Annotated in this window: 10 protein-coding genes; 5 read left to right on the top strand and 5 right to left on the bottom strand. The window is 64.8% G+C overall.

Annotated elements, in window-relative coordinates; translation table 11 throughout:
- Positions 1 to 142: 142 nt before the first annotated feature.
- Positions 143 to 919, top strand: coding sequence for a DsbA family protein (locus C4N04_RS24350; protein ID WP_096762574.1), 777 nt, complete (start codon positions 143 to 145; stop codon positions 917 to 919).
- 294 nt (positions 920 to 1,213) lie between these two features.
- A complete protein-coding gene (locus tag C4N04_RS24355; RefSeq protein ID WP_096762573.1) occupies positions 1,214 to 4,675 on the top strand; it encodes a chromosome segregation SMC family protein in 3,462 nt (1,153 codons plus the stop codon).
- A gap of 1,068 nt (positions 4,676 to 5,743) precedes the next feature.
- Here the strand turns inward: C4N04_RS24355 and C4N04_RS24360 are convergent.
- Both C4N04_RS24360 and C4N04_RS24365 read right to left on the bottom strand, forming a co-directional pair.
- Positions 5,744 to 6,394, bottom strand: a complete 651-nt coding sequence (locus tag C4N04_RS24360) for a glutathione S-transferase family protein (RefSeq protein ID WP_096762572.1) — start codon at positions 6,392 to 6,394, stop codon at positions 5,744 to 5,746.
- A 126-nt stretch (positions 6,395 to 6,520) separates the two neighbouring features.
- Positions 6,521 to 7,054: an AAA family ATPase gene (locus C4N04_RS24365; RefSeq protein WP_096762571.1), complete on the bottom strand. Its 534-nt coding sequence runs from the start codon at positions 7,052 to 7,054 to the stop codon at positions 6,521 to 6,523.
- A gap of 942 nt (positions 7,055 to 7,996) precedes the next feature.
- On the opposite strand from C4N04_RS24365, the gene ppdK reads away from it, so the two are divergent.
- The gene (gene ppdK / locus C4N04_RS24370; RefSeq protein WP_096762570.1) at positions 7,997 to 10,663 is read left to right on the top strand and encodes a pyruvate, phosphate dikinase; all 2,667 of its coding nucleotides are present in this window, start codon (positions 7,997 to 7,999) and stop codon (positions 10,661 to 10,663) included.
- Between the two features lie 23 nt (positions 10,664 to 10,686).
- Here the strand turns inward: ppdK and C4N04_RS24375 are convergent, their stop codons facing one another.
- A complete protein-coding gene (locus tag C4N04_RS24375) occupies positions 10,687 to 10,962 on the bottom strand; it encodes a hypothetical protein (RefSeq protein ID WP_096762569.1) in 276 nt (91 codons plus the stop codon).
- Between the two features lie 792 nt (positions 10,963 to 11,754).
- A complete protein-coding gene (locus C4N04_RS24385) occupies positions 11,755 to 11,952 on the bottom strand; it encodes a hypothetical protein (RefSeq protein WP_086156433.1) in 198 nt (65 codons plus the stop codon).
- 124 nt (positions 11,953 to 12,076) lie between these two features.
- On the opposite strand from C4N04_RS24385, the gene C4N04_RS24390 reads away from it, so the two are divergent.
- On the top strand, positions 12,077 to 12,322 hold the full coding sequence (locus C4N04_RS24390) for a hypothetical protein (protein WP_039618346.1): 246 nt from the start codon (positions 12,077 to 12,079) through the stop codon (positions 12,320 to 12,322).
- A gap of 17 nt (positions 12,323 to 12,339) precedes the next feature.
- Here C4N04_RS24390 and C4N04_RS24395 read toward each other — a convergent pair whose 3' ends face one another.
- Positions 12,340 to 12,729, bottom strand: coding sequence for a hypothetical protein (locus C4N04_RS24395; RefSeq protein WP_039618348.1), 390 nt, complete (start codon positions 12,727 to 12,729; stop codon positions 12,340 to 12,342).
- Between the two features lie 615 nt (positions 12,730 to 13,344).
- Between C4N04_RS24395 and C4N04_RS24410 the strand changes: the two genes are divergently transcribed.
- The gene (locus C4N04_RS24410; protein WP_009991511.1) at positions 13,345 to 14,250 is read left to right on the top strand and encodes a DUF1499 domain-containing protein; all 906 of its coding nucleotides are present in this window, start codon (positions 13,345 to 13,347) and stop codon (positions 14,248 to 14,250) included.
- The last annotated feature ends 287 nt before the right edge of the window (positions 14,251 to 14,537 follow it).

Consider the following 14,537-nt stretch of genomic DNA (forward strand, 5'->3'; position numbering starts at 1 on the left):
AAGCCGACAGATCACAGTTTTGTCTGGCGGTCCCATCACGGTCACAATTCTTTGAAGGAAGTTGGTTCACCGTGGCTTGTGAGCGGCCGTCAGGCGTTATATCGCACAGTCACGCCGTCACTCTCATTATTATGGGGAACCCATGCAGATGTCCGAAATGCAACTGACGAAACGCCGCCTCCTGGGTGGCATCGCCATCGCCGCAGCTGCCGCAGCGCTTGCCGCCTGCAACGACAGCAAGGACGCTGCCGATGCTTCGTCCTCCGGCAAGACCATGGCCGACGGCACCAATGTCGATACCATCGAGACGGCTGCGACGTCGGCGACCGACATGCCTCAGTCCGACGGCGATGTCGACATGGCCGAGGTGCTGAAACCCGGCGCGCTGCCGGAGATGGCGCTGGGCAAGGCCGACGCCCCGGTCAAGATCGTCGAATATATGTCGATGACCTGCCCGCATTGCGCCCATTTCCACAACACCACCTTCGACACGATCAAGCAGAAATACATCGATACCGGCAAGGTGCAGTTCATCATCCGCGAATTCCCCTTCGATCCGCGCGCCGCCGCCGCCTTCATGCTCGCCCGCTGCAGCGCCGCCAATCCGGGGGAGATGAGCACGCCGGAGCAGTATTTCCCGATGGTTTCGATGCTGTTCAAGCAGCAGCAGGTCTGGGCCGCCGCCGATGATGGCCGCGCCGCATTGCTGCAGATGTCGAAGCTCGCCGGATTTACTGAGGATAGCTTCACGAAATGCTTGACGAACCAGAAGCTTCTGGATGAAGTGAACGCCACGCGGGAAAGGGGATCCAAGGATTTCGGCGTCGACGCCACGCCAACCTTCCTCATCAATGGCAAGCGCTATTCTGGAGACATGCCGGTTGACACCATGTCGAAGCTCATCGACAGCCTCATCTGAACCGGACCGTTTGACGAAGACGGGCGACGGCGAAAGCCGTGCGCCCGTTTTTCGTTTTCAACGCAGTTTGCGGGTGTGGCCCCCTCATCCGCCTGCCGGCACCTTCTCCCCGAGGGGAGAAGGGGTACGCCGCCTGCCTTTCCTTCCCATTATTCGAGGGAAGATTTGGGCACGGCATCGACCCCGAGTCTCTTCTCCCCAGCGGGGGTCCGAAGGACGGGTTGAGACCAGTGGCTCAACCCCGGTCGGTGCCGGCAGGCGGATGAGGGGGCTTCCTGCCGTGGATTTTTCCGCATGAAGTTCAACAAGCTGCGCCTGGTCGGCTTCAAATCCTTCGTCGAGCCGACGGAATTCATCATTGAGCGGGGGCTGACCGGCGTCGTCGGCCCGAACGGCTGCGGCAAGTCCAATCTCGTCGAAGCGCTGCGCTGGGTGATGGGCGAGAATTCCTATAAGAACATGCGCGCCTCCGGCATGGATGACGTGATCTTTTCCGGTTCCGGCAACCGCCCGGCCCGCAACACCGCCGAAGTGGCGCTCTATCTCGACAATGGCGAGCGCACCGCGCCCGCCGCCTTCAACGATGCCGACGAGATCCAGGTCACCCGCCGCATCGAGCGTGAACAGGGCTCGCTTTATCGCATCAACGGCAAGGAAAGCCGCGCTAAGGACGTGCAGCTGCTGTTTGCCGACGCTTCCACCGGGGCGCGGTCGCCTTCGATGGTCGGCCAGGGCCGCATCGGCGAGCTGATCCAGGCGAAGCCGCAGGCCCGCCGCCAGCTGCTCGAAGAGGCGGCCGGCATATCGGGCCTGCATTCGCGCCGCCACGAAGCAGAACTGCGCCTGCGCGCCGCCGAAACCAATCTCGAGCGTCTCGATGACGTCACCTCGCAGCTCGAAAGCCAGATCGAGAGCCTGAAGCGCCAGGCCCGCCAGGCGAACCGCTTTAAGACGCTGTCGGCCGAAATCCGGGCCCGCGAGGCGATGCTGCTGCATATCCGCTGGGTGCAGGCCAAGGAGGCCGAGGCCGAGGCCGACAGCGCGCTCAACCAGGCGACCGTCATCGTCGCCGAAAAGGCGCAAGCCCAGATGGAGGCGGCCAAACACCAGGGTATCGCCAGCCTGAAGCTGCCGGAACTGCGCGAGGGCGAGGCCCGCGCCGCCGCCGCGCTGCAGCGCCTGCAGATCGCCCGCAGCCAGCTGGAGGAAGATGCCGGCCGCATCTTGCGCCGCCGCGACGAGCTGACCCGCCGTCTCGCCCAGCTGGCGGAAGACATCCGCCGCGAGGAACGGCTGGTGGCCGACAATGCCGTCATCCTCGCCAAGCTCGACGCCGAAGAGGCTGAAATAGCGGAAATCCTCGCCGATTCCGGCCGTTATGCCGAAGAAACCCGCGAGGCCTTCGAGGGCGCGGCGGCAAAACTTGCCGACAGCGAACGCGTCTTCACCCAGCTGACCGCCGAGCGCGCCGAGGCTGCTGCCGGCCGCAACCAGCTGGAGCGCGCCATCCGCGATCTCGCCGACCGGCGCATGCGTCTCGAACGGCAGATGAACGAGGCGAACCAGGAACTTGCGGCTATCGGCGAGAAGATCGCCGGCCTGCCCGATCCCGAGGAGAAGCGCGCCATCGTCGAGGCCGGCGAAATCGCGCTTGCCGATGCCGAAGCCGCCGTCCAGGGCATCGAGCAGGCGCTGGCCGCCGCCCGCCAGACCGAAGCGCTGTCTCGTGCACCGGTCGAGCAGGCTCGTTCTGGCCTCAATGCTATCGAAACCGAGGCCCGCACTATTTCCCGCATGCTCGCCGCCGGTGCGGCCGCCGGCAAGTTTCCGCCCGTCGCCGACGAGCTGAAGGTCGATCGCGGCTTCGAAACCGCGCTGGGAGCTGCGCTCGGTGACGATCTGGAATCGCCGCTCGATGCCGAGGCGCCGGCCCATTGGTCGGAGAATGGCGATGGCGCCGGCGATCCCGTGCTTCCCGCAGGCGCCACACCGCTGCTGACCCATGTCCGCGCCCCCGCCGCGCTCACCCGCCGCCTGCGCCAGATCGGCCTGGTCGACGAGGCCGAAGCGCAAGCGCTGATGGCGGCGCTGAAACCCGGCCAGCGGCTGGTGACGAGAGAAGGCGCTGTCTATCGCTGGGACGGCCATGTCGCCGGCGCCGATGCCCCGAGCGCTGCCGCCCTGCGCCTTGCCCAGAAAAACCGGCTGGCCGAGCTCGAGGGCGAAGCGGCGATCGCCCGCGACATGCTCACTGAGGCCGAGGAACGGCAGGCGGCGGCCGCCGAGGCGATCCGGGTGGAAGAACGCAAGCTCACTGAGGCCCGCGATATGAGCCGGCTGTCGGCGCGTCATCTGGCCGAGGCGCGCGATGCGCTGGCCGTGGCCGAGCGTGCCTCCGGCGATCTGATCCGCCGCCGCGACGTCGTCAGCGAGGCTGCCAGCCAGCTCGGCGCGCAGCTGGAGGAGATCGGCGTCCAGGAGGAAAATGCCCGCATCGAGCTGGAGGATGCGCCCGATCTGAGCGAGATCGACGAGCGGCTGCGTTTCCAGCAGGCGGAGGTGGCGACCGATCGCGGCGCGCTCGCCGAAGCCCGCGCCCGCCATGAAAGCCTGGCGAGGGAAAACGAGGCGCGCCAGCGCCGCATCGTCGCGATCGGCCAGGAGCGCGAGACCTGGCGCCAGCGGGCGGCAAGCGGCGAAGATCATGTCGCCACGCTGCGCGAGCGCGAGGAAGAGGCACGCGAAGAGGCGGCCGAGCTGGAAATGGCGCCGGATGAATTCGACGACAAGCGCCGGGCTCTGCTCTCCGAATTGCAGAAGGCCGAGGAGGCGCGCCGCAATGCCGGTGATCTCCTGGCCGAGGCCGAACGCATCCAGCGCGAGGCCGACCACAAGGCGGCAACGGCGCTCTCCGAACTTGCCGAATGCCGCGAACGCCGCGGCCGCGCCGAGGAGCGGCTGGTCTCGGCCCGCGAGAAGCGGCAGGAAAGCGAAAGCCGCATCCGCGAGGTGTTGAACGTGCCGCCGCACGAGGCGCTGCGGCTCACAGGCGTCCAGCCGATGCAGGCGCTGCCCGATCCGCGCGAGGTCGAGCGCGATCTGGAGCGGCTGAAGATGGAGCGCGAGCGGCTCGGCGCCGTCAACCTGCGCGCCGACGAGGAACAGAAGGAACTGAGCGAAAAGCTAGAAGCGCTGATCAAGGAGCGCGACGACGTCATCGATGCGATCCGCAAGCTGCGCGGCGCCATCCAGAGCTTGAACCGAGAGGGCCGCGAGAGGCTGATCGCCGCCTTCGACGTCGTCAACGGCCAGTTCCAGCGGCTCTTCACCCATCTCTTCGGCGGCGGCACTGCCGAGCTGCAGCTGATCGAATCCGACGACCCGCTCGAAGCCGGCCTCGAAATCCTGGCCCGGCCGCCCGGCAAGAAGCCGCAGACCATGACGCTGCTCTCCGGCGGCGAGCAGGCGCTGACGGCAATGGCGCTGATCTTCGCCGTCTTCCTCACCAATCCGGCGCCGATCTGCGTGCTCGACGAGGTGGACGCGCCGCTCGACGACCACAATGTCGAGCGCTACTGCAACCTGATGGACGAAATGGCGGCCTCCACCGAAACCCGCTTCGTCATCATCACCCACAACCCGATCACCATGGCCCGCATGAACCGCCTCTTCGGCGTCACCATGGCCGAACAGGGCGTCTCCACCCTCGTTTCCGTCGACCTGCAAACCGCCGAACGCCTGCGCGAGATCGCCTGAGGTTTGCGTGGCGGCTGTGGATCCCAGGCTCAAGGCCTGGGATGACGGAGGAGAGGTGGTGCCTGGATGGCGGAGGAGAGGTGTTGCCGGGGCGACGGAAAAGAAATGGTACCGACTTGACCGGGGAGGGTGGCGAGGCAAATAGGGCGCGCCGGCGCGATCAAGCTACGGCAGGCGGGGGCGAAGCAAGCTGCATCGCCGGCGCGTCTGGCCACAAAGCCAACCATACTCTCCGTCATCCCCGGGCTTGACCCTGGGATCCACGACCAACACGCGGACTTCCATTTCTCTGCAGTGGGACGCCTTCGCCGTTCGCCCAGCGCCAGCCGCATGGATCCCAGGGTCAAGCCCGGGGATGACGGAGGAGAGGTGGTGCCCGGATGGCGGCGGAGAGGTAGTGCCCGGATTGGCTGAGGAGAAGTAGTGCCGGGCTGACGGTGCAAGGGTGGTGCTGGGTTGGCCGTGGAGAAGGTAGTGCTTGGCTTGCGGTGGAGAAGTATCGGTGGACGGAGCAGAGGTGGTACCGGGACCACAATGCGCCGGACGCAATGAAGCGAGCCGCGAGCGCGGCGAGGCAAACATCATCGCCAGTGCGTCTGGCGAGAACGCCAACCACACTCTCCGTCATCCCAGGGCTTGACCCTGGGATCCACAACCAAGCACGCGGACTTCTAATTGCTCTGCAGTGGGGCGCCTTCGCGGTCCACCTAGTGCCAGCCGCATGGATCCCAGGGTCAAGCCCTGGGATGACGGAGGAGAGGTGGTGCCCGGATGACGGCGGAGAGGTGGTGCCTGGGTGGCGGAGGAGAGAGGTACCAGATTGACGGCGGAGGTGGTGCTCCGCTCGACCGAGGAGAGAATATCCGAGTGGACGGAGCAGAGGTGGTGCCAGGAGACACGAGCCGCGCCGGGCGCGATCAACCGAGCGCGGAGCCGCAAGCTGCATCGCCGGTGCGTCTGGCGGCAAAGCCAACCACACTCTCAGTCATCCCAGGGCTTGACCCTGGGATCCACAACCAAGCCACTCGGCTACCGTGGGACTGTTCACCGACCCGGCATGATCCCCGATCATCCACTCGATGCCGCCTGGAAGACGGCGAGCTGCGCGGCGAAGGCGCGTTGGTAGGCCGGGCGCCCTTCGGCGCGTGCGACATAGCCGGCGAGGTTCGGGTATTCATCCAGGATGTTGGATGATTTCAGCCGCAGCAGCACCGTGACCATCAAGAGGTCGCCGGCGCTGAAGGCGCCATCGAGCCAGTCGGCATCGCCGAGGCGGGCGGAAAGGCTGTGCAGCCGCTTGCGGATGCTCTCCTCGAGCGCGCGCAGGCGCTGCTCGTACCAGGGCTGGTCACGTTCGAGGATTCTGGCGAGGCTGTGATCGAAGACCGGCGGCTCGACGGTGTTGAGCGCGGCAAACATCCATGAAATCGCCCGCGCCCGGGCATTGGTTTCGTCCGGCAGCAGGCCGCCGTGACGCTCGGCGATATGCAGGACGATCGCGCCGGATTCGAACAAGGTGAGATCGCCTTCCTCATAGGTCGGGATCTGCCCGAAAGGCTGGAGCGCCAGATGCGCCGGCTCCTTCATCGCCTTGAAGGAGACGAGACGAACCTCGTAAGGTTGCCCCACCTCCTCGAGCGCCCAGCGAATCCGCATGTCGCGCGCCAGGCCGCGGCCGCGATCGGGCGAACGTTCAAAGGCGGTAATGGTAATCGTCATCGCTTCCTCCATCGCTGTCTGTCCTGAAGACGTCCGGCCGGACGGGATTCCGACATCGATATTCGAGATAGTCCTCGCCGCAGCTTCGCATAGGGCGCAAGCGATGCACGCTACCGGCGCCGAGCGTCAGCCTTCTGCCTCGCCGCATTTCGACAGGATCTCGTCGACAACGACGGCAAGCGGCGCCGTGGCGTCGATGCGCAGCGCATGCTTCGGGACATCCTCTTTCGTCGCATGCAATCGCATGATCAGCGCCCGTTCGGCCGGTCGTCCGCCGAACTCGTCTTCGGGCCTTGCGGCAAGTCGGCGCTTCAGCGTGTCGAGATCGACATCGAGCTCGAAGACCGCGTCGAACCAATCGACGAAGCTGGGAAGATTGCGAGAGCCACCGCAGAAGAAAGAGATGAGGCTGCGCCGATCGACGATCATGGCTCTGACCTTCCCGACATCCCAGATGTGATGCGCGTGCACCCATGCGCTGCGGTCCGCCACGCGCTCGTCGGCAGGCCCGTCCACCGGTTTCCCGGTCGTCGGATCGCCGCAATAGGCAAGCTCCCGGTCGCCATGGACGACATGGTAACCGCGCCGCTGCAGCTCTTCGGCCACCGCAGTCTTTCCGGCGCCGGAAACGCCTTCGATCAGATAGTTTCTGACGCCCATTTCGTTGATCTCTGAAACAGCCGTCCTCATGCAACGGCGCGATTGACTTAACATGGTTGCCGCCGCTCCGAAACGGCCGGCAGCGCCGGCCGGCACCGGCGGCATCCTGCTCAGGCCGAGATGAAGCCACCCCGATAAAAAGGGAGGCGGCCAACCTTCGTCTCCCCTCAAGCGGCGGAAGATGCAGATCGCCGCCCGTGGTGTGACTCCAGGTCGAAGGCCTGCGACGACCGAGAGTGGGCCAATTCCGTCGCCGTCTATCGAAATCAAGAGGACATCTCTGGTCGGGCCGCATCCGCCGACCGGTAACAAGGATTAGCCCGGCCTTGAGGGCCTCGAGCCAACAAATCGCGCGCATTTTTCGCGCTTTCGGCGATAAACACCAAAAAAGGTCGGCTGTCTTGCGCCCCGTACCCCATTTGGGTGATGCTCTTTTCGCTGACTTGCATTAGAAGTTGTTTCAACGCAACCTGATTACTTCGCTGAAAAAGGCGGGCGCTCAGCGTTGCGGATGTCGAAATTTGCGATGCGCTTTCCGGGTAGAGGGCAAGAATCCGGGAGCTGTTTTGAGCAATGACGGGGGCGTAAGGCGGCTTTCCAGGCATTGCGGAAAACAAGGATCGGAGCGGTTCCAGGAACCGTTCCGGGTTGCGGGACCCCCCGTCCGGTTTTCCTGGCCGGACGGAAACAAGGCTTTGCGGGGCAATGTTGCAGCCCCGCAAAGCTTTTTTTGTGCCTTCTTCATTTCCTTCTCATCGTCTCGACCGCTGGCGGCGTGCAAGATTTATTGTGCAACGCAACATTTTGCCGCATTTGTCGATTTTCATTTGAACTCCAAGGGATTAAGCTAGTCCCTAAGTTTGTTGACGGACGTCGCCTTTTACTCGGCGTTGTCGGCAGTCTGAGGGATCACGCTGATCCCTCCGTGGTGTTGGGGGGAAGATGACCAAGTGGGTCTATAGGTTCGGCGACGGACAGGCTGAGGGCGGCGCGCGCGATCACGAAATTCTGGGCGGCAAGGGCGCCAATCTCGCCGAAATGTGCGCGCTCGGTCTGCCGGTTCCACCGGGGCTGACGATCGTCAGCCGGGCCTGCGAGACCTATTACAAGAATGGCGGCCATATCGAGGACGGGCTGAAGGCCGAAATTCGCGCCGGCATAGCGGCGATCGAGGCGATCACCGGCCGGCATTTCGGCTCGGTCAGTCAGCCGCTGCTGCTTTCGGTGCGCTCCGGCGCCCGCGTCTCCATGCCGGGCATGATGGACACCGTGCTCAATCTCGGCCTCAACGACGAGACCGTGCAGGCGCTCGGCCACGATGCCGGCGACGCGCGTTTTGCCTGGGACAGCTACCGCCGCTTCATCCAGATGTATGCCGATGTCGTCATGGGCCTCGGCAACGACGCCTTCGAGGAAATCCTCGAAGACGAGAAGGCGAGGCTCGGCCATGAATTCGATACCGAGATCAGCGCCACCGAATGGCAGCACATCGTCTCCCTCTACAAGCGGCTGATCGAGGAGGAGCTGGAGCAGCACTTCCCGCAGGATCCGGAGGTTCAGCTCTGGGGCGCGGTCGGCGCGGTCTTTTCCAGCTGGAAGAGCGCGCGCGCCGTCACCTACCGCCAGCTCCACAATATTCCCGACGGCTGGGGTACGGCCGTCAACATCCAGGCGATGGTCTTCGGCAATCTCGGCAATGCGTCTGCGACCGGCGTCGCCTTCACCCGCAATCCCTCGACCGGCGAAAAGGCGCTCTACGGCGAATTCCTCGTCAATGCGCAGGGCGAGGATGTCGTTGCCGGCATCCGCACGCCGCAAAGCATCACCGAGGAGGGGCGGATTTCCTCCGGCTCGGAAAAGCCTTCGATGGAAAAGCTGATGCCGGAGGCCTTCCACGAACTCAGCCGCATCTGTTCCGAGCTCGAGATCCATTACCGCGACATGCAGGATATCGAATTCACCATCGAGCGCGGCAAGTTGTGGATGCTGCAGACCCGTTCCGGCAAGCGTTCGACCCGGGCGGCGATGAAGATCGCCGTCGACATGGTCGATGAGGGCGTGATCACCGAGGAGGAGGCGGTGCTGCGCATCGAGCCCTCCAGCCTCGACCAGCTGCTGCACCCGACGATCGATCCGCGTGTCACCCGCCAGGTGATCGGCACCGGCCTGCCGGCCTCGCCGGGGGCTGCGACCGGCGCCATCGTTTTCACCGCCGAAGAGGCGGTGGAGGCGGAGGCCGAGGGCCGCAAGGTGATCTTGCTGCGGGTCGAGACCAGCCCGGAAGACATTCACGGCATGCATGCGGCCGAAGGCATCCTGACGACCCGCGGCGGCATGACCAGCCATGCGGCGGTCGTTGCCCGCGGCATGGGTACGCCCTGCGTTGTCGGCGCCGGCACCATGCGCATCGATCAACGCAACGAGCGGCTGCTCGGCATCGGCGTGACGCTGAAGAAGGGCGATATCATCACCATCGACGGCTCGGCCGGCCAGGTGCTGAAGGGCGAGGTGCCGATGATCCAGCCGGAACTATCCGGCGATTTCGGCCGCATCATGGGCTGGGCCGACCGCGCCCGCCGCATGACTGTGCGCACCAATGCCGATACGCCGGCCGATGCGCGCGCCGCCCGCTCCTTCGGCGCCGAGGGCATCGGCCTTTGCCGCACCGAGCACATGTTCTTCGAGGGCGAGCGCATCCATGTCATGCGCGAGATGATCCTCGCCGAAAACGAGAAGGGCAGGCGGCTGGCGCTCGACAAGCTCCTGCCGATGCAGCGCTCGGATTTCACCGGCCTGTTCACCGTCATGCACGGCCTGCCGGTGACGATCCGCCTGCTCGATCCGCCGCTGCACGAATTCCTGCCGAAGACCGATGACGAGGTGGCCGAAGTTGCCTTCGCCATGGGCATGGAGCCACTCGCATTGCGCCAGCGCGTCGATGCGCTGCACGAGTTCAACCCGATGCTCGGCCATCGCGGCTGCCGGCTGGCGATCTCCTATCCCGAAATCGTCGAGATGCAGGCGCGCGCCATTTTCGAGGCGGCGGTGGCGGCCGCCCATGAGACGGGGGCGGCGGTCGTGCCCGAAATCATGGTGCCGCTGGTCGGCCTGCGCTCGGAGCTCGATTACGTCAAGGCGCGCATCGATGCCGTCGCCGGCGACGTCATGCGCGAGGCCGGCATGAAGATCGATTATCTCGTCGGCACGATGATCGAGCTGCCGCGCGCAGCCTTGCGCGCCCACGTGATCGCCGAAGCCGCCGAATTCTTCTCCTTCGGCACCAACGACCTGACGCAGACGACGTTCGGCATCTCGCGCGATGACGCCTCCGCCTTCATCCCCACCTATCAGCGCAAGGGCATCATCGAGCACGACCCGTTCATCTCGCTCGATTTCGACGGGGTCGGCGAATTGATCAGCATCGCCGCCGAACGCGGCCGGCGCACCCGCAACGACATGAAGCTCGGCATCTGCGGCGAACATGGCGGCGACCCGGCCTCGATCCGCTTCTGCGAGACGATCGGCCTCGATTATGTCTCCTGCTCGCCGTTCCGCGTGCCGATCGCGAGGCTCGCGGCGGCGCAGGCGGTGATTTCAGCGGCGAGGTAAAGAGCCGTCGGCGGCTGCGGCGGTCAGTAACGATACCGCCAGCGATCGCGGTAGACATAGGGCCCGTTCAGATCCCAGGCCATGCGGTTCATCATCTCGGCACTTTGCGCCCGTGATTCAGCCCGCCGGTCGAGATCGATGCGCTGCAGGCAGGTGGCAAAACCATCCGAGCCGCGGCGGAAGCCATAACTCAGGCACTGCCGCTCATCCGCCGCCCGCCGCTCCTCCGGCGTCATCGTCTGGCAGGCGGACAGGCCGGCGGCCAGGGTGGCAATCGTGATGAGGGGAGCGATGCGCATCGGGGCTATTCCTTGCTTTTCCCTGAGGAAATGCCATTCGGCTGCGGGCGTCAAGCTGTAGGCGCGGGGCGTGCCCCTGGTTTCGCTGGCGGATGGCTGACAGGGATGCCGACTTATAAATGGTTCTTCTGCCCACCCCACGCTCCGTCATGCTCGGCCTTGAGCCGAGCATCCATGCCGCATCCATCGGCAGCAGTCGCATGGATCCCAGGCTCAAGGCCTGGGATGACGGAGAGTGTGGTTGGCGTTTTCGGCAGCTGCGCTGCCAGAGTCGGGAGACTCCGCACAAGAACGAGCGAACCCCCCACCCTCCGTCATGCTCGGCCCTGAGCCGAGCATCCACGCCGCATCCATCGGCAGCAGTTGCATGGATCCCAGGCTCAAGGCCTGGGATGACGGAGAGTGTGGCTGGCGTTTTCGTCAAAGCCGCCAAAGTAGGGAGACTCCGCACAAGGACGAGCGAGTGTATCCGCCCCAACCTCCGTCATGCTCGGCCTTGAGCCGAGCATCCATGCCGCATCCATCGGCAGCAGTTGCATGGATCCCAGGCTCAAGGCCTGGGATGACGGAGGGTGTGGCTGGCGTTTTCGTCAAAGCCGCCAAAGTAGGGAGACTCCGCACAAGGACGAGCGAGTGTGTCCGCCCCTCGCTCCGTCATGCTCGGCCCTGAGCCGAGCATCCACGCCGCATCCATCAGCGGCAGTGGCATGGATCCCAGGCTCAAGGCCTGGGATGACGGAGAGTGTGGTGGGCAGTTTTCGCCAAATGCGCTGCCAGAGGGAGAAGGGGAGGCTAAGCCGCCCCGGCCGGATCGCCGATCGGCAGCAGCGCCGGATCGAGCGGCGGATCCTGCGGGTTCTTCGTATCGGACGGGTCCTGCGCCGGCGTCAGCGGCGGCTTCTGCTGCGTGGGGTCGGGAATGCCGGGTGTCGGCGTCGGGCCGCGCGGCGTGTCGGTCGTCGGTGTCGGGATCGGATCTCTGTTCGGCATGATCGCCTCCTTTTCCAAAAAGGGAACGGCATGCCGGATAGATGGTTCCACTTTCGCTGCCCACCTTGCTAGGCATGAAGGGCATTCCTCTGTATGAGGAAGCCTCTCAAGCATGGAAACCAGCATGGCCATTCGCGATCGATTTTCGAAGAAACTGAGCTGCCCGCAATGCGGCAACACAGGCTTTGCCGAGGCCTCGGAGATCGACGATGCCAAGCGCAAGCATCCGGATTTCAAGGTCGATCAGCTGCCGCGCGGTTTTGGCGTGCAGCGCGCTTCCAACCACCAGGAAAGCTTCATGCTGAAATGCGAATGCGGCCGCAAGTTTCCCTTCCGCAGCCTGGCGGAGGCCGCGGCCGAGCGGCGGTAGGTCATCATTTCGAGGCTTCAGATCCGCTCCAGCACTTCGACGAAGGCATCGGCGAAGCGCACCAGATGCGCGGTCTCCGCGTCGGGCGCCTGCATGCGGATTTCGGTGCCGGCATAATCGAGCAGCGCCAGCACGACGCGCATCTCGCTTTCGCCATCGGGAATGCGCAGCACCGCGATGCGCCGGCAATCGGCGACAAGGCCTGCGGCCGGCAGGTCGAACAGAAGCTCGCCGCCCGCCCGGCCTGCCGCCTGGCGCACCGCCTCGCAGAAACCGGCATCGCCGTCGGCATAACCTTCGAGCGAAAGTTCGAGCTCGACGAGCTCCATCGGCAGCATCGGTTCGCTGTGGTCGATCCCGCCAAGCGCAGACGCCTGCGGCCTTGCTGCTATCTCGGGTGAAATCATCCCGCCTCTCCTTGCCTTTAAATCAGGAGATGAAACCGCGGCAGAATGACCTGTTTTCGACATATCAGCAAGGGCTGATCAATCGGGCCGGCCATCGGCTCGACCATGTCAGGAGAATTCCATCGGATATTCCGAGACAACAGTTTCAATTCAGCCGAATCTTGCCCAGATCCGGATCATTTTAGGCCGGGCTGGCCGAAAATCTGAATCCGGATCTAGAGCCTTTCCTGGTTAGATTGAAGCATTCTGTTGGCTCAAACGGAGTCGGATGGTCGACCGGCCGGCGCGCGTCGTAGCCCAGTTCTACGGCCAAGCCGGCCGGTCGATCAGCCGGCCCGTTTCAGCCAACCTGAAAGGCCGGGCATGTTTCCGCCAGGATCAGAGGCGATCGGCTCGGACGTACCAAGGGGTATGCCCATCGCCAATCGCCTCTGCCCTGACGAAAACCTGCTCCGGCAGAATGCTTCAATCTAACCAGGAAAGGCTCTTAATCAAAGAAATAGAGCATGATGTCGTCCGAAAACCGCTTCACACTTTTCGGCATCATGCTCTAAACAGGGATATGGCGATTTGCGTGGTTGAGGGCGCGGCGCTGACGAGCAACCGGTAAGTTTGATGGCCATCCGTTACGACCGTCCCGTTTCCAGCGCCGCCCGCGTTTCGCGGCTGCTCGGGGCGTTTTCCCTGGTTCTGGCGCTGGCGGTGCTGATCGCCCATCGCTTCGGCGGGCTTGCCACCCCCTATCTCGTGCTGCTGCTGTTCACCGCCGCCGGCTTCGCGCTGCTCGCCGCGCTGCTGGCCGCCGTCGGCCTGCGCAGCCTCTGGATGACGGGGGCCGAAGGCGGGCTGGCCGCGCTCGCCGCGCTGATCTATACCGCCTTTCCGCTCGGCATCGGCGCCTTTGCCGCCGAGCGTTACATGACGCTGCCCGCGATCTACGACGTCTCCACCGATCCGATCTCGGCCCCGGACTGGCTCTCGACCCCGAAGGCCGATCAGATCTGGCTGAAGCGCAACCTCGTGACACCGGAGGACCGCGAAAAGCAGCTCGCCGCCTATCCCGAGCTCACCGGCCGGCGTTATGAGGGCGCGCTCGACCGGGTGCTGGAGGCGGTGCGCAAGGTCGCCAAGCAGAGCGGCTTTACCATCGTCAGGAGCACCGGCACGACAGAGCCGGACCGCGACCCGGAAGACAGACCGGCACAACCGGCAGCCGGCGACGAGGCCGTCGCCGATGCGCCCGGCATCATCCCCGTGCCGACGCCGCGCCCCTATGACGACGACGTCGCCAAGCTGATCCGCGGCGCCAACGGCGTGATGCTGCAGGCGACCAACCGCACGCTGATCCTCGGCCTGCGCTTCGATATCCTCATCCGCCTGCGCGAAGAGGCCGAAACCACCTTCGTCGACATCCGCGTCGCCTCCCGCTACGGCCAACACGACCTCGGCTTCAGCGCCGCAATCGCCGGCGATTATTTGAAGGCGCTGGACGCCGAACTGCTGGGGCTTGCGGGTGGGTGAGCAACGGTGGCGCAAAGCGCCAGCAATCGATCCAGTGAATCGATTGCAGTTGCGAACGCCCTGAGCCCAAGCGAAGGGCCGGGATAGGGTGCGGCAAACTCAACCCACTTCCAGCACCGCAAACTCGACGCTCCTGCATATCACCCAACTAACCTCCTCCATTCCCGTGTCCTCAGGGCTTTGCCCGAGGGATGTCACAGGAATGAAGGAGGAGAGGGCCGCCCGCACAACGATCAGCCCTCATCCTGATGTGCCCCCAGGGGCCTCGAAGGACGAGGGCGGGTGGC

This window comes from Rhizobium sp. H4 (genome assembly GCF_003013335.1).
GTDB lineage: Bacteria > Pseudomonadota > Alphaproteobacteria > Rhizobiales > Rhizobiaceae > Rhizobium > Rhizobium sophoriradicis.